The organism is Amycolatopsis orientalis DSM 40040 = KCTC 9412 (assembly GCF_000478275.1).
GTDB classification, from domain to species: Bacteria; Actinomycetota; Actinomycetes; order Mycobacteriales; family Pseudonocardiaceae; genus Amycolatopsis; species Amycolatopsis orientalis.
In genome coordinates this window covers 50,548-66,024 of the sequence record NZ_ASJB01000043.1, presented here as the reverse complement: position 1 = coordinate 66,024, position 15,477 = coordinate 50,548, and the positions used below count along the sequence as shown (strand labels likewise).

Here is a 15,477-nt window from a genome sequence, read left to right as displayed (position 1 = left end):
GGCACTCTCCCGGCCGGTGGTGGGCGGCGTGATCGAGAACACAATCGATCCTAGCCCTCGCGTGCCGAAAGACACGGAGCGCGCCTGGTGTCCCTGCGCGAAACTTGAGACATGGCTGAACAGGAATTCCGGATCGAACACGACACCATGGGCGAGGTGCGCGTCCCCGTCGACGCCCTCTACCGCGCGCAGACGCAGCGCGCCGTCGAGAACTTCCCGATCTCCGGCCGGGGCCTGGAGCGCGCCCAGATCCGCGCGCTCGGCCTGCTCAAGGCGGCCGCCGCGCGGGTCAACGCGAAGCTCGGCGTGCTGGACACCGACGTCGCCGAGGCCATCGCGAAGGCCGCCGACGAGGTCGCCGAGGGCAAGCACGACGCGCATTTCCCGATCGACGTGTTCCAGACCGGTTCCGGGACCTCGTCGAACATGAACGCCAACGAGGTCATCGCGACGCTCGCGTCGAGGGCCCTGGGCCGCGACGTGCACCCGAACGACCACGTCAACGCCTCGCAGTCCTCGAACGACACCTTCCCGACGACGATCCACGTCGCCGCGACGGAAGCCGTGCTGTCCGACGTCATCCCGGCGCTGGAGTACCTGGCCGCCGCCATCGAGACCCGCGCGGCCGAGTGGGCGGACATCGTGAAGTCCGGCCGTACGCATCTGATGGACGCCGTCCCGATCACCTTCGGCCAGGAGGCGGGCGCGTGGGCGTCACAGGTCCGGTTCGGTGTCGAGCGGCTGCGTTCGGGCCTGCCACGACTCGGGGAGCTGCCGATCGGCGGCACCGCGGTCGGTTCCGGGCTGAACGCGCCGGAGGGGTTCGGCGCCGCTGTTTCGCAGGAACTGGCTTCGGTGACCGGTCTCCCGCTGACCGAAGCGCGCGACCACTTCGAGGCGCAGGCCACGCAGGACAGCGTCGTCGAGACCTCCGGGCATCTGCGCACCGTCGCCGTGTCGCTGAACAAGATCGCGAACGACCTGCGCTGGCTGGGTTCCGGCCCGCGCACCGGGCTCGCCGAACTCGCGCTGCCGGATCTGCAGCCGGGCTCTTCGATCATGCCGGGCAAGGTGAACCCGGTGATCCCCGAGGCGACGCTGCAGGTGGTCGCCCAGGTGATCGGGAACGACGCCGCGGTCGCCTTCGCCGGCGCGGCGGGCAACTTCCAGCTCAACGTGAACCTGCCGGTGATCGCGCGCAACGTGCTCGAATCGGCGCGGCTGCTCGCGGCGGTTTCGCGGCTGCTGGCGGACAAGGTGTTCGCGGGTGTGACGGTGAACGCCGACCGCGCGCGCGAGTACGCCGAAGGTTCGCCGTCGATCGTGACGCCGCTCAACAAGTACATCGGCTACGAAGAGGCCGCCGCCATCGCGAAGCAGGCGCTCAAGGAGCTGAAGACGATCCGCGAGGTCGTGCTCGAACGCGGTCACGTCGCGAACGGCAAGCTCACCGAGGCCCAGCTGGACGAAGCGCTCGACGTGCTCCGGATGGCGCGCGGAGGCCGTTAAGCGCCAAGAGCGACAACGGCCGCGTAGAGCGGTGAGGCGAGCGAAGCCGCCAACCCGCCCGAAGGCGTTGATTCGGTGAACAGGTGCAGCCAGGTCAGCACCGGACCGAGCAGCAGGGCGTGCACGAGCGCCGGATCGGGCCGTCGCGAGAGTTCCCCTCTCGCGACGGCCCGATCCAGCATTTGGACCAGATAACCGCGTTCACGCCCAAGGAAGACCTCCGCGAACCGTTCTTCCAGCACCGGATCCGCCCGGACGTCGGCGAGCAGTGAGGGCAACGCCTTCCGCAGTTCCACACCGTCCAAAGAGGACTGGATCACGGCGAGCACCGCCGCCACGTCGCCCCGCAGCGAACCGGTGTCCTCCGGTGGTTCGAGGTCTTCCGGATGGATCACCGCGGTGAACACGAGTTCCGCCTTGGACCGCCACCGCCGGTAGACCGCGGCCTTGCCGACCCCCGCCCGCGCCGCGACGGCGTCGATCGTGCAGCGCTGGTAACCGGTTTCGGTCAGCAGCGCCCGCACGGCCTCGCGGACCGCGTCGTCGATTCCTTCTTCCCTCGGCCTGCCTCGCACCATGGAGCCCAGTTTACGAGACTGACAGTTCCGTATATCGTCCGGGGATGACCTGGACCAGAACCTCCCGCGAAATCCTCCCCTGTCCGCCGTCCGCGCTCTGGGCGCCGCTGGCCGACTTCACGCGCTGGCCCGAGTGGGACCCCGACCTCGTCAGCGTCGAACTGCACGGTCCCGCCGAGGTGGGATCGACCGGTTTCCTCGTACCGACCGGAGCCGTGCGCGGCCCGCTGCACTCACGGGTCGCCAAGCCGTTCACGATCACGTCCCTGGTCCAGGACCACGAGATCGCCGTCCGCCAGCCGATTCCCGGCGGCGCCATGGACATCACGCTCAGGCTGACGGCCGTCGGCGACGACCGGACGGAGTTCGTCCAGGAGGTCACGCTCTCCGGGCCGTTGCGCGCGGTCATGGTCGCGGTCATCGGTGGTGACGTCGTGAAGCATTTCGACGTCAAGTGCGCCCGGCTCACCGATCTCGCGGCGGCGCAGGCCGATCACGACGCCTGAAGACACCAGCGCGACCCCGATCAGCTGGGAGAAACGGAAATCCTGCATCCCCAGCGCCAAGGAGACGACGAGCCCCGCGACCGGCATCAGCCCGACCAAGACCCCCGCCCGGTCGGCGCCCAGCACCGAAACCGCCGAGTACCAGAGCACGAACGCCAGCGTCGTGACGACGATCGTCAGGTAGCCCAGCGCGATCAGCTCCCGCCCGTCCGGCAACGCCCACGCGCCGGACGGATCGGCGATCGTGCCCGCCACGGCGCCGCCGACGCCCGCGACGCAGCAGCTCCAGGTCGCGGTCGCCATCGGCCCGAGCCGGTCCAGCAGGCCGACAGCCAGCAGCGTGAACAGCGCCTCGCACACCATCGCCAACGCCGCCAGCACCAGTCCCTGCCACCGCGCCGCGCCGCCGCCGGAGAGCACCGCGATCCCGAGTCCGGCGAGGATCGCGCCGGTCACCGTGCCGAGCGACGGCCGCCGCCCCGCCGCCAGCGGGGCGGCGATCGCGAGCACGAGCGGCGTGCCGCCGAGGAACGCGGCGACCAGGCCGGGTTCGGCGTAGCGCTGCGCGAACAGCAGGCACGCCTGGAAACCGATCATCCCGGTCGCCGCGACGGCGATCAGCGACGGCACGTCGCGCAGGGCGGGCAGCGGCATCGGACGCCCGAGCAGCCGCGCCCACCCCAGCAGGAGCACCCCCGCCAGCGCGTAGCGCAGCGCCTGCCCGGTGATCACCGGGTAGCCGTCGAGCATTCCCGTCACCGGCACGGACGCGCCGACGATCAGCACCCCCAGTACGCCGATCGTCACACTTCTTCGTTCGCTGTCCATGCCTTCACGATGTCGGCGTTTTGGCCCGAAGCACAGGGCCAGATCGCGATGGAACGACAGGACCATAAATCGGCGCAACCGAAACCGGCACGGTTTCCGTCTCGGGGGTATGCGCCTGGGGATCGTTTTCGTGCCGTTGTTCGTGCTGGTGGCCGCCTGCGGTGGTGGGCCGCCGCCACCGTCGGATCCGGGCACGCTGCTCTTGCGCGCCAAGACCCACGTCGGCATGCCGAGCCCGAAACCCGCGCTGCTGCCCGAATTCAGCCTCTACGGCGGCGGAAGGCTGCTCGTTCCCGGTGAATCCGAGGGGGCCTTGCAGGTCGTCCGCGAGAAGCACCTGGACGACGAGGCGGCGAGAAGCGTCTACGACGCGGCTTACGACGCCGACCTCGACCGCGACGAATACGTGCCCAACGACGTGATCGACGGCTATCTGCTCGTCTTCACGCTGTACGGCGGACATCAGGTCCGTGCTTCCACCCCGGAGGCAGAATCCGGTGGCAGGCTTGAAGAACTCGCCGATTTCCGGGAAGACCTGGCCGAGGTCGCGAAGGGCGCCACTGAGGTCGCAGGCACTTACCGGCCGACCCGGCTGGCCGCTATCGCCTGGGCGTCCTCTCAGAATCCCGAAAGTTCCGATGTGCGGCCGTGGCCCTTCGCGTCCTTCACCGGTACCCGGCACGTCGACGGCGGTCTCTGCGTCGTCGTCGAAGGAGAAGCCGTGCGCGAGGCCGAGAAACTGGCTAGGTCCGCCACCGTCGGGACGCGGTGGCGGACGGCGGAGACGACCTGGCTCGTCGTCTTCCGGCCGCTCCTGCCCGACGAGAAGTCCTGCGCGGATCTCGTCGTTCCGCCGCAGGGGTAGGTCTGGCAGGACCAGGCACGCGCCCGCGGCGTCCGGGATACTCGACGGCATGACCGACACGGCCGAACTGGGCGAATTCCTCAAGGCACGCCGGGCCGCGCTGGACCCGGCCGACCTCGGTCTGCCGACGGGGTTCAACCAGCGGCGGGTCGCCGGGCTGCGCCGCGAGGAGCTGGCGCAGCTGGCCGGGATCAGCGTCGACTACTACACGCGGCTCGAACAGGGCCGGGCGCGCAACGTCTCCGATTCGGTCCTCGAGTCGCTGAGCCGGGCGCTTCGGCTGCACCGCGACGAGGAGACCTACCTTCGCAACCTGGCCGCGCCGAAACGCAAACGCCTCGCGCGGCCGCGGGCACAGCGCGTCCGGCCGGAACTGCGGACGATGCTGAACGCCCTCCACGCACCCGCGTTCGTCTTCGGCCGCTATCTGGACGTGCTGGCCTGGAATTCGCTCGGCGGGGCGCTGTCGTTCGACTTCGCCGCCAGCGCCCCCGGCGAGCGCAACATCCCGAAGATGTTCTTCCTCGACGAGAACGCGCGGGAAATGCATCCGGAGTGGGAGACCGTGGCGAAGGAAGTCGTGGCGAACCTGCGCTCCGAGAGTGGGAAGTACCCGGACGACCCGTACCTCGCGCAGCTCGTCGGCGAACTTTCCCTGGGCAGCGAGGAGTTCCGGAAACTGTGGGCCAAGCACACCGTGCGCGAGAAGGCGCACGCGTGGAAGGTGATGATCAATCCGATCGTGGGTGAACTCCGGCTGCGCTACGAGACGCTGCGGCTGCCGGACGATCCGGACCAGGCCCTGGTGATCTACACCGCCGAGCCCGGCTCCGACAGCGAACGGGCGCTCGGCCTGCTCGCGAGCTGGGTCGCCGATCCCGCACACGCCTGACCGCCCTTTTCCAGCGGGAGGCCGTGAAGGACTCCTTGAGGGACTCAGAGTCCCTCAAAGTTCCCCTCACCCGTTCCGGAAGGCCATCACGAGCCTCAGCAGCACCACCAGGCGCAACGGCGGCGCGTGAAGGTCCCCTTCACGCGGCTCAGCCGAGGAAACTCGACCTTCACACCTTCCCGAAGTCCTTGAAGCCGCCGACCCGATCACCACCCGCCCGGCCCGGCTTCACCGCGAAACTGTCGGTGCCCCGGGTCATGATGGACCCATGTTGCTCACCGCGGTGGTGACCGCGTCGGCCGAACTGGCCGCCACGAGGTCCAGGAAGGCGAAGATCGCCACCCTGGCCGCGCTGCTGCGCGCCGCCGACGAGCTGGAGCTTCCCGCGGTGGTCGCGTTCCTCACCGGGCAGCCGACGCAAGGCCGGATAGGCACCGGCTGGCGGACGCTGGCCGAGCTGAACGCGGCTCCGGCCGCCGAGCCGTCGTTGACCGTGGCGGAGGTCGACACGGCACTCGGCACGGTGGGGGCGGCGTCCGGTTCGGGCTCGGTGAAGCTGCGCGCGGAGACGTTGCGGGCGCTGTTCACCAAGCTGACCAAGGCCGAGCAGGAGTTCCTGTTCCGGCTGCTCACCGGTGAGCTGCGGCAGGGCGCGCTCGAAGGGATCATGGTCGACGCCATCGCGGCGGCGTCGGAGATCCCGGCCGAAGACGTCCGGCGGGCGTTCATGTTGTCCGGGCAGCTCCCGGTGACGGGCCTGGCGGCGATGACGGGCGGCAAGGAGCGGCTGGCGGAGTTCAAGCTGGCCTTAGGCAGGCCCATCCGGCCGATGCTGGCGTCGCCGGCGGAGTCGCTGGACGAGGCGATCACCGAACACGCCGAGGCGCTGGTCGAGTACAAGATGGACGGCGCGCGGATCCAGGTCCACCGCGACGGCGACGAGGTGCACGTCTACACCAGGACACTGCGGGAGATCACCGGCAGCGTCGGCGAGCTGGTGGAACTCGTGCGCTCGCTGCCCTGCACGTCGGTGGTGCTCGACGGCGAGACGCTGGCACTGACCGACGAGGGCAGGCCGAGGCCGTTCCAGGAGACGATGAGCCGGTTCGGCAGCACGCGCGAGGAGCAGGTCAAGGCGTTGCTGCTGCGGCCGTACTTCTTCGACTGCCTGCATCTCGACGGCGTCGACCTGCTGGACGCGCCGCTGTCCGAACGGAACGAGGCCCTGCGCAAGGTCGCCGGGGAGCACGTCATCCCCGGCGAGATCGCGCCCGCCTCGGCCGAAGGGGTGCTGGAAGCGGCGATGGCCGCCGGGCACGAGGGCGTGATGGTCAAGGACCTCGCGTCGCCGTACGCGGCGGGCCGTCGTGGGCGGGCGTGGCTCAAGGTGAAGCCGGTGCACACGATCGACCTGGTCGTGCTCGCCGCGGAATGGGGACACGGCAGGCGCACCGGCACGCTGTCGAATCTGCATCTCGGCGCGCGTGACCCCGACGGCGGGCCGCCGATCATGGTCGGCAAGACGTTCAAGGGGATGACCGACGAGCTGTTGGCCTGGCAGACGAAGACGTTCCAGGAGATCGAGACGCACCGCACGGACTGGGTGGTGCACGTCCGGCCGGAGATCGTCGTCGAGATCGAACTCGACGGGGCCCAGGTGAGCACCCGGTATCCGGGCGGGCTGGCGCTGCGGTTCGCCCGCGTCGTGCGGTACCGGCCCGACAAGGAGGCCGCCGACGCCGACACGATCGACACCGTCCGGGGCCTCCTCAAGCCTTAAAGCCGCATTTAGTCCTCTGAATGCGTTCCTTGCGCGCGCAAGTACCGCATTCAGAGGACGAAACGCATCAGTAGCAGCGGTCCGAGGAGATCCGGTACGTGTAGTTGTTCGAGAGGTTGGAGGTCAGCTCGAACCGGATCTTGTGATAGACCGGCGGCTCCCCGAGCACGCCGTGCTTCACCGTGCGCTCCTTGCCGGGCGCGATGGCCCCGCTCCAGATGCCCTTGTCGAAGACGTCGTCGATGATCTGGACGAGCATGCCCCGGTAGTCGTGGTTGTGCACGGTGATGTCGATGTTCTGCCCCGCGCTCACCTCGACGACCTTGGTCGACGCGCCCATCAGCGGCCCGCCCTCACAGACCTTCGACGCCGCCGAAGCAGACGGTGCCATCAGCAGGGTGCCCGCCAGGGCGACCGGGACGACGGCGAACAGCTTCTTCTTCATCGGTTCCCCACAACGGTCTTGACGACATTGGACTGGACGGCGAGGTCGAGGCCGATCTTCATGTTCCCGCCGCAGTAGGCCTTCTGGCCGTTCTTGAAGTGGACGGTCAGATCCCCGGCGCATTCGAAGACCTTGACGTCCCAGGTACGCGTGCCCGGCTTCAGGCAGATCGCGTCCTTCCCGGCCCGGCGCATCCAGCCGTGATAGCCGGATTCACAGGTAATGATCGGATCACTGCCCGAGGCGGACGACGGCGCCGCCTGCGCGGCGGTCACCGGCAGGAGCGCGACGGTGAGCGCTGCCCCGGCCAACGCGGCGACCTTGACGTACGGACGCATGGATTCCCTTTCCGCAATTTATGTGAGAGTGTTTCGGAAAATCCCCATCCGGAATTCCGGACGCCGATGACGTTAAGGGCGTCCGCGATCACTCGGGAAGCGAATCGCGACCAGGAAATGGCCATGGCCATTAAAAGAACGTCCACGCAGGTCAGCGCTTTGGCCATCGGGCCGGATGGTCAAATGACGCGGACCGAGAAGTACACCGCGCGAGCCTGCGGCAGCAGGATGTGGCCCTGCTCGTCCGCCATCTTCCAATAGACCTGGCAATGCCCGGGGTTCTCGGGCGCGCGGACGTCGACCGAGACCCGCACATGCTCGCCGGGCGCCGTCTGCGGAACCGGCACGCGTTCGGGCGTGACGCATTCGCCCGGATTGCCGAACGAACCGGCACGGACGAGATAGCGGCCGACCCATCCGACCGTTCCCGCGTTGCGCAGTTCCCACGTCTTCACGAACGCCGACCCGGCCCGCACCTCGCTGCCGTCGGGCACGGTCACGTCGGCGACGAATTCGGACGCGTCGCCGACGGGAGCCGAGGGCGACGCGGGCCCGAAGGGATTGACGAAGACCAGCACCAGCGCCGCCACGAGTACCAGCGCCACGGCCCCCGCGAGCACGAACGCCGTCCGCCGCGCACGTGCGGGAGCGGGTTCGGGCGCGGGACCGGCGGTCAGCGCGTCACGTGCGCGTTCCCATTCACCGCGCCAGCTGTGGCGGACCTCGTCCTCGTCACCGCCCAGCACCCCGACGGCGAGCACGCGCACGAACTCCCAGGACGTCTCCCAGCTGGGCAGATGCCGTCCGCGCGCGGCGGCGGAAAGCGCGGACTTCGAAGCGAGCGCGCCGTACTCGTCGCGCATCCGGTCGTAGGAAGGGTCGCCCGCAGCCCGTTTGAGTTCCCAGAGCCGCCGCGCGAACCCGGCGACGGGCCCGCTGTCCTCCGCCGGTCCCCGGGCGACCCGCCCGCGGCGCCCCGGCTCCCGCTCGACGTCCATCGCCTCCACGATATGACCCGTCGAGCGGGATTCCCCGGCGGCGTCCCGCCCCGATCGAGTGGCGACTTGCGGTGGTGACGGGACGTTCGCACCCGGTCACCCATAAAGTAGGCGAAATGCAGGCTTCCAAGATCGCGCGTGCCTGGTTCGGCGCGACAGCGCTGGTGGTGATCGCCGGTCTCGCCGCCCAGATCCCGGTCTCGGCCGGCACCACGGGCGGCACCTTCCAGACCCCGGCCGGACGGGTGGCCAACCTGCTGGCCTTCTTCACCATCGACTCGAACATCCTGGTCGGCGTCGGCGGGCTGCTGCTCGCGCTCGGCGTCGCGGGCCGGTCGACGCTGTCCGGCGTGCTGCGGCTCACCGGTCTGGTCGGCATCACCGTGACCGGCGTCGTCTTCCAGGTCGCGCTGGCCGACCTCTACGACCTGCACGGCTGGGCCGCCTTCGCCGACACGATGCTGCACAAGGTGTCACCCCTGATGTGCGTCGCGGGCTGGCTGCTGTTCGGGCCGCGCGGCCAGCTGTCGTGGCGGGTACTGGGGTGGTCGCTGCTGTACCCGCTGGGCTGGCTCGCGGTCACGCTGGTGCGCGGCGCGTTCATCGGGTTCTACCCGTACCCGTTCGTCGACCCCGGCATCAACGGCTACGGCGGGGTCGCCTTCAACTGCGTGCTGATCGGCGTGCTGTTCACCGGGCTCGCGGCGGCCGCGGTCGGCTTCGACCGCACCTTCACCCGCCGCGACGAGCCCGAAGACTTCGCCGAGGACGAACTAGCCCCGGACCCGGCGGAAGGCGTTGAGCGGATCCGCGACGCCGGCACGTACTAGCGTCCGCACCGCGCCGAGCCGACGGTCCACCGGTTTCCCGGCGGCGACCCGGTGCATCTGCTGGGTGTGCCACTGGATTTCGAGCAGGCTGTCGGCCAGCCGGATCCCGGTCCGCGGGGCCTTGCGCTCGGCGCGGACGTCCTCGCCACGCAGCAGACGCCCCGGCAGTCCCGGGTCGACGATCAGCGGCCTGCCGAGACCGACGACGTCCAGCGCGCCGGACCGCAGCGCGGCCGCCATCCCGTCCGGGCTGGTGAAACCACCGGTGACCATCAGCGCGACGTCGGTGAGCTGCCGGGCTTTCGCGGCGTAGTCGAGGAAGTAGGCCTCACGGCTGGCGGTGCTCGCCCGGCCGGAGCCCATCATGGCGGCCTTCTCGTAAGTGCCGCCGGAGACCTCCAGCAGGTCGATCCCCGCTTCGCCGAGTTCGCGGACGACTTCGAGCGATTCCTCCTCGCTGAAGCCGCCGCGCTGGAAGTCCGCGCTGTTGAGCTTGACCGCGACCGGCACGGAGTCGCCGACCTCGGTGCGCACGCGGGCGACCACTTCGAGCAGGAACCGGCGCCGCCGCAGGGCGTCGCCGCCCCAGCCGTCGGTGCGCTGGTTGGTGAGCGGCGACAGGAACTGTGAGACGAGGTAGCCGTGCGCGCCGTGGATCTGGACGCCGCCGAACCCGGCGTCGACGACCGTGCGCGCGGCCACGCCGAAGCGGTCGATGATCGCTTCGATCTCGTCGCCGGTAAGCGCCCGCGGTGTGGCGAACACGGACCGGATACCGCGATCGCCGAACGGCACCGCGGACGGCGCGACGGGCTGCCGTGACAGGAATCGCGGGCTCTGGCGGCCGGGATGGTTGAGCTGGACCCACACCGCGGTCTCGGTCCCGTCGACCGACCGCGCCCACGGCTTGAACTCGGTCGCGTCCGGCTCCCGCGGCACCGCGACGTTGCGCGGTTCGCCGAGCGCGGTGGGGTCGACCATGACATTGCCGGTGATCAGCGTCCCGGCACCGCCCCGTGACCAGGTCCGGTACAGCTCGGCCAGTTCCGGGGTGGGCCGGTTGCGGCGATCGCCGAGCTGCTCGCTCAGCGCGGCCTTGGCCAGCCGATTCGGCAGGATCGCGCCGCACCGCAGTTCGAGCGGCTGGGCCAGCAGTTCCTTGGACTCGCTCATCGCGCTTCCTCCCGCCGTTACCTACTGAGCAGTATCCCTACTCGAAGTAACATACTCGCGGTATGTCGAGTACTCAAGGTCGGCCGAGCAGCCGGGGCGGGACCGGCTCCACCCGTGCCTGCGCTTTCACCTCATCGGCCATCGCTCGCGCCCATGCCTGAAGTCCGGGGACGTCGATTCCGTGCGGCCGCGCCGCGCGGAAGGGCTCGATGTTGTCGGCACCCCGTTCCAGCAGCGAAGCCGCGCCGTTCCCGTTCCCCCTCGCCGCGTGAGTCAGCCCCACGGCGAGCTGCGCGAGGCCACGCCACAGCTCCCGCTCCGGGCCGTCAGTGGTCTTCCACGCGTCCTCGAACACCTCGTGCGCGTGAAACGGACGGCCCGCGTCGAGCAGGCGCTGGGCCTCGGCGACGGTGTCTTCGGGGGTCCGTTCGATGCCCTCGGGCTGCCGCTCGACCCCGTCCGCGCCGTACGGGAGCGGCCTGCCGAGGCCGTCCCGGGGGCGCGCGTTGCGGGCTCGTCCGGCTTCGTCGCGGTCCCGGTCGGTCATGCCGCCATTGTCCCACGCGGGTATCCTGGGGCCTCGTGCGCTTTCTCGACGGGCATCGGCCCGCTCACGACCTGACCTACGACGACGTGTTCCTCTTGCCGAACCGTTCGGACGTGGAGTCCCGCTTCGACGTCGACCTGTCCACTGTGGACGGCACCGGCGCGACGATCCCGATCGTGGTGGCCAACATGACCGCCGTCGCGGGCCGCCGGATGGCCGAGACGGTCGCCCGGCGGGGCGGGCTCGTGGTCCTGCCGCAGGACGTCGACGTGGCCGCGGTCGCCGACATCGTCACCTGGGTCAAGAGCCGCCACCCGGTATGGGACACCCCGCTCGTGCTGACCGGCGGGGACGCGGTGGCCGACGCGCTGAACCTGGTCGGCAAACGCGCCCACGGTGCCGTCGTCGTGGTGGACGAGGACGGCAAGCCCGTCGGCGTCGTCGACGAAGCGGCCTGCGCCGGTGTCGACCGCTTCGCGCGGCTGGCCGACGTCGCGGAGCCCGCCGTCGTCACGGTCCCGCTGGACACCCCGCCGCGTGAGGTTTTCGAGCGCCTGCACGACCACGGTGGCCGTCTCGCCCTCGGCATCGACGAGAACGGCAGGCTCGCGGGTGTCCTGACCGAGATCGCGGCGCTGCGCGCGGAGATCTACACCCCGGCCGTCGACGGCGGCGGGAACCTGCGCGTCGCCGCGGCGATCGGCGTGAACGGCGACGTCGCGGCGAAGGCCGAAGCCGTCCTCGCGGCGGGCGTCGACGTGCTGGTCGTCGACACCGCGCACGGGCACCAGGAGAAGATGATCTCCGCGCTCAAAGCCGTCCGTTCGGTGAACCCGCGGGTCCCGGTCGTCGCCGGGAACGTCGTCACCGCGGAGGGCACCCGCGACCTGATCCACGCGGGCGCGGACGTCGTCAAGGTCGGCGTCGGCCCCGGCGCCATGTGCACCACGCGGATGATGACCGGCGTCGGCCGCCCGCAGTTCTCCGCCGTCGCCGAATGCGCGGCCGCGGCCCGCGAACTGGGCAAGCACGTCTGGGCGGACGGCGGCGTGCGGCATCCGCGCGACGTCGCGCTGGCACTCGCGGCCGGCGCGTCCGCGGCGATGGTCGGCTCCTGGTTCGCCGGTACCCACGAATCCCCCGGTGACCTGCGCTACGACGAGCAGGGCAAGCCGTACAAGGAGTCGTTCGGCATGGCGTCGAAGCGCGCCGTCGGTGCCCGCACACGGACGGACAACGTGTTCGAGCGCGCGAAGAAGGGCCTGTTCGAAGAGGGCATCTCGGCGTCGCGGATGGCGCTGGACCCGGCTCGCCCCGGCGTCGAGGATCTGCTCGACTCCATCGGCTCCGGTGTCCGGTCGGCCTGCACGTACGCGGGCGCGCGGACGCTGGAGGAGTTCCACGAGCGCGCGGTGCTCGGCATCCAGTCGGCCGCCGGTTTCGCGGAGGGACGCCCGCTGCCCGCGGGCTGGTGATTCCGGGGCTGCCCCGTATCACCCGAAAGCACTATGGTGCGCGGGGTGAGACGCCTGAGACGGATCGTGGCGGCGGCGCTGGACCGCCGCCACGCGGACACCGACGAAATCACCGGACTCCGGTCCATCATCGCCGCACAGGCCGCGGAGCTGGAGCGGCTGCGCGGAGTGCTGGAGCACCACACCGCCTGGCTACAGGACCACGGCGGGGGGCTGCGGGACGCCGATGCCCGCACCACCACGGTGGAGGCCCGGCAGCGTGCCCTCGACGAGCGGCAGGAAGCGCTCGACGGCTGGCTCGGCGGCCACGACACCGCGTTCGAAGGACTTCACGTCCGTATAGGTCAGCTCGAAGCGGCCCGTGACGTCCGCACCTTCACCCACTGGCTCGATCAGCACGAACTCGCGGCCACGCCGAAGATCTCGATCGTCCTGCCGACGCACAACCGCGCCGCGCTGCTGCCGCGCGCCATCGCTTCGGTCGAGGCACAGCGTTATCCCAACTGGGAACTGGTGATCGTCGACGACGCCAGCGCGGATTCCACCCCCAAGGTGCTCGCCGCCCTCGAAGACCCGCGTATCCGGTCGATCCGCGTCGCGCACGGCGGGGTCTGCGCCGCCCGCAACGCCGGGCTGGCCGAGGTCACCGGCGACGTCGTCGCCTACCTCGACGACGACAACACCATGCATCCGTTGTGGCTCAAGGCGTTGGCCTGGGCGTTCGGCGGGCATCCGGAGATCACCGCGGCCTACGGCGGTTTCGTCATCGACGACATCGGCGGCCTGCCGACCCTGTTCCTGCGCCGATACGACCGGGAAACGCTGCTGGAGGAGAACCTCGCCGACATCGGCGCGGTCGCGCACCGGGCCGGCCTGCCCGAGGCGCGGTTCGACGAGTCCTTGGTGGAGATGGGCGACTGGGACCTGCTCCTGGCGCTGACCGCGGACCGCGATCCCCTGGTCGTCCCGGCGGTCTCCTGCTACTACTCGACGGCGTCCGAGGACAGGCTTTCCCACGGGCCCACCTACGACGCCGACTTCGCGGCCATCCGCCGCAAACATTCCGGAACCGAGGACACCCCGTGAGCGAACCCGCCAAGATCCTCGTCGTCGCCCTCGACGCGTGCGACCCCGCCACGATCCGTGAACTCGCCGCGGCGGGCGAGGTGCCGACGTTGGCACGCCTGCTCGAAAGCAGCGCGTCGGCGACGACGCACAACCCGTACGGCCTGTTCGTCGGCTCGCTGTGGAGCAGTTTCTTCACCGCCCGCACGGCCGCGCGGACCGGGTTCCACTGCTGGGAAGAGGTCGACACCAAGACCTACGAACGGCGGTTGACCAGCCCGCTCGAAATCCGGGGCACCCCGTTCTGGGAGACACTTTCCGAAGCGGGCAAACGCGTCGCCGTCCTCGACGTCCCGCATTCGCGCGCGGACAAACCGCTCAACGGCGTCATGGTGAGCGAATACGCCTGCCACGACAGGCATTTCGGCTTCCACACCTCACCGCCTGAGCTGGCGAAGGAGATCGAGGCCGAGATCGGGCTCACGCCGATCCTCACCGCCGAACCGGATCTGGTCCGCGACTGGGCCCCGGACGACTACCTCCACCGCGAAGGTCCACATCGGACACCCGGCGAGGAACGCGCGCTGACCCACGGGCTCGTCGCGGGGATCGGCCAGAAGACCCAGGTGTCGACCAAGCTGCTCGCCGAAGGCGGCTGGGATCTTTTCCTTTCGGTGTACGGGGAATCCCACAGCATCGGCCATCAGCAGTGGCATCTGCACGACCCCGCGCACCGCGACCACGACCCGGCGCTCGCCGCCGAACTGGACCCGATCCGCTCGGTCTACCGGAGCCTCGACACCGCGATCGGCGAGCACCTCGCCCTGTCCGGACCGGACACCACGGTCTTCGTGCTGCTGAGCCACGGCATGGGGCCCAGGTACGAGGGAAGTCACCTGCTGCACGAGATCCTGCGCCTGCTCGACGAGGTCGAGTCCGGCGGGCTGCGCGGCAGCGGCCCGATGACGCTGGCCAAACGCGCCTACTCCGCGCTGCCAGGTCCACTGAGGACCGCACTGGCGTCCGCCGCGATGCCCTTGCTGCGCAAGCGCCTGGCCGCGGCACCCCTGCCGGCGGTGCCGAACTGGGCGACCGCCGAACAGCGGGCGAAGCAGCGTTTCTACCTGTCCCCCAACAACTTCGTCTTCGGCGGGGTGCGGATCAACCTCGTCGGCCGCGAACCGCACGGCGTCGTCCGGCCCGGTGCCGAGTACGAGGCCGTCTGCACGCGGCTGACCGAGGACCTGCTCTCGCTGGTGAACGTCGCGACCGGAAAGCCTGTCGTGCGCGAGGTTTCGCGCACCAGCGACCACTACGACCGCGAGGCCGACGACACCCTGCCGGATCTGCTGATCGACTGGGCCCGCACGGGACCGATCGAAACGGTGTGGTCTCCCAAGACCGGCGTCGTCTATGGCCCGGACGAGCATTGGCGCACGGGCGACCATCGCCCGGACGGACTCCTGCTCGCCAGTGGTCCCGGTTTCGAGCCGGGCGCGAAGCTGCCGGACCTGGACGTCGTCGATCTGGGAGCGACCCTCTCCGCGATGCTCGGCGTCGAACTCACCGACGACGTGGACGGACGGCCGCTGCCCTGGGCGAAACCGGTCACCTGAGCACCCGAAGACCGCCTGGTCGTGAGTGGTAA

The 15,477-nt window shown here is 70.1% G+C and carries 15 protein-coding genes and 1 pseudogene; 9 read left to right on the top strand and 7 right to left on the bottom strand.

The window, feature by feature from the left end:
- Nucleotides 1-111 precede the first annotated feature (111 nt).
- The gene (locus L324_RS12205; RefSeq protein WP_037306504.1) at nt 112-1,509 is read left to right on the top strand and encodes a class II fumarate hydratase; all 1,398 of its coding nucleotides are present in this window, start codon (nt 112-114) and stop codon (nt 1,507-1,509) included.
- Here the strand turns inward: L324_RS12205 and L324_RS12200 are convergent.
- The gene (locus L324_RS12200) at nt 1,506-2,087 is read right to left on the bottom strand and encodes a TetR/AcrR family transcriptional regulator (protein WP_037306503.1); all 582 of its coding nucleotides are present in this window, start codon (nt 2,085-2,087) and stop codon (nt 1,506-1,508) included. The genes L324_RS12205 and L324_RS12200 overlap by 4 nt on opposite strands.
- Nucleotides 2,088-2,131: 44 nt before the next feature.
- Here L324_RS12200 and L324_RS44125 point away from each other — a divergent pair, with 44 nt between their 5' ends.
- Nucleotides 2,132-2,593: an SRPBCC family protein gene (locus tag L324_RS44125; RefSeq protein WP_369094793.1), complete on the top strand. Its 462-nt coding sequence runs from the start codon at nt 2,132-2,134 to the stop codon at nt 2,591-2,593.
- On the opposite strand, the pseudogene L324_RS12195 reads toward L324_RS44125, so the two are convergent.
- Nucleotides 2,591-3,421: pseudogene (locus tag L324_RS12195) on the bottom strand (DMT family transporter); the annotation flags it as partial. The gene L324_RS44125 and the pseudogene L324_RS12195 overlap by 3 nt on opposite strands.
- A 109-nt stretch (nt 3,422-3,530) precedes the next feature.
- On the opposite strand from L324_RS12195, the gene L324_RS12185 reads away from it, so the two are divergent.
- From L324_RS12185 to L324_RS12175, 3 genes are all read left to right on the top strand, one after another.
- On the top strand, nt 3,531-4,286 hold the full coding sequence (locus L324_RS12185) for a hypothetical protein (protein WP_051173867.1): 756 nt from the start codon (nt 3,531-3,533) through the stop codon (nt 4,284-4,286).
- Nucleotides 4,287-4,335: 49 nt separating this feature from the next.
- Nucleotides 4,336-5,178, top strand: a complete 843-nt coding sequence (locus L324_RS12180) for a helix-turn-helix transcriptional regulator (protein WP_037306499.1) — start codon at nt 4,336-4,338, stop codon at nt 5,176-5,178.
- A 268-nt stretch (nt 5,179-5,446) separates the two neighbouring features.
- The gene (locus L324_RS12175; protein WP_037306498.1) at nt 5,447-6,958 is read left to right on the top strand and encodes an ATP-dependent DNA ligase; all 1,512 of its coding nucleotides are present in this window, start codon (nt 5,447-5,449) and stop codon (nt 6,956-6,958) included.
- A 67-nt stretch (nt 6,959-7,025) separates the two neighbouring features.
- On the opposite strand, the gene L324_RS12170 is transcribed toward L324_RS12175, so the two are convergent.
- From L324_RS12170 to L324_RS12160, 3 genes are all read right to left on the bottom strand, one after another.
- A complete protein-coding gene (locus L324_RS12170; protein WP_037306497.1) occupies nt 7,026-7,403 on the bottom strand; it encodes a hypothetical protein in 378 nt (125 codons plus the stop codon).
- Nucleotides 7,400-7,741: a hypothetical protein gene (locus tag L324_RS12165; protein ID WP_037306496.1), complete on the bottom strand. Its 342-nt coding sequence runs from the start codon at nt 7,739-7,741 to the stop codon at nt 7,400-7,402. The genes L324_RS12170 and L324_RS12165 overlap by 4 nt, the downstream gene beginning before the upstream one ends.
- A 179-nt stretch (nt 7,742-7,920) precedes the next feature.
- Nucleotides 7,921-8,739: an NBR1-Ig-like domain-containing protein gene (locus tag L324_RS12160; protein WP_037306495.1), complete on the bottom strand. Its 819-nt coding sequence runs from the start codon at nt 8,737-8,739 to the stop codon at nt 7,921-7,923.
- A 116-nt stretch (nt 8,740-8,855) separates the two neighbouring features.
- On the opposite strand from L324_RS12160, the gene L324_RS12155 reads away from it, so the two are divergent.
- Nucleotides 8,856-9,569 (top strand): Pr6Pr family membrane protein, encoded by a 714-nt coding sequence (locus L324_RS12155; protein ID WP_037306494.1) that lies wholly within the window; start codon nt 8,856-8,858, stop codon nt 9,567-9,569.
- Here the strand turns inward: L324_RS12155 and L324_RS12150 are convergent.
- Together L324_RS12150 and L324_RS12145 are read right to left on the bottom strand one after the other, a co-directional pair.
- On the bottom strand, nt 9,513-10,742 hold the full coding sequence (locus L324_RS12150; protein ID WP_037306493.1) for an NADH:flavin oxidoreductase/NADH oxidase family protein: 1,230 nt from the start codon (nt 10,740-10,742) through the stop codon (nt 9,513-9,515). The genes L324_RS12155 and L324_RS12150 overlap by 57 nt on opposite strands.
- Nucleotides 10,743-10,815: 73 nt before the next feature.
- Nucleotides 10,816-11,289 (bottom strand): DUF309 domain-containing protein, encoded by a 474-nt coding sequence (locus L324_RS12145; RefSeq protein WP_037306492.1) that lies wholly within the window; start codon nt 11,287-11,289, stop codon nt 10,816-10,818.
- Nucleotides 11,290-11,324: 35 nt separating this feature from the next.
- Here L324_RS12145 and guaB1 point away from each other — a divergent pair, with 35 nt between their 5' ends.
- Genes guaB1 through L324_RS12130 form a run of 3 tightly spaced genes read left to right on the top strand, consistent with a single transcriptional unit; the run spans nt 11,325 to nt 15,445 of the window.
- Nucleotides 11,325-12,764, top strand: a complete 1,440-nt coding sequence (guaB1, locus tag L324_RS12140) for a GMP reductase (protein ID WP_037306491.1) — start codon at nt 11,325-11,327, stop codon at nt 12,762-12,764.
- Between the two features lie 45 nt (nt 12,765-12,809).
- Nucleotides 12,810-13,850: a glycosyltransferase family 2 protein gene (locus L324_RS12135; RefSeq protein ID WP_235783505.1), complete on the top strand. Its 1,041-nt coding sequence runs from the start codon at nt 12,810-12,812 to the stop codon at nt 13,848-13,850.
- Nucleotides 13,847-15,445, top strand: a complete 1,599-nt coding sequence (locus L324_RS12130; protein ID WP_037306489.1) for an alkaline phosphatase family protein — start codon at nt 13,847-13,849, stop codon at nt 15,443-15,445. Before L324_RS12135 ends, L324_RS12130 begins: the two co-directional genes overlap by 4 nt.
- The last annotated feature ends 32 nt before the right edge of the window (nt 15,446-15,477 follow it).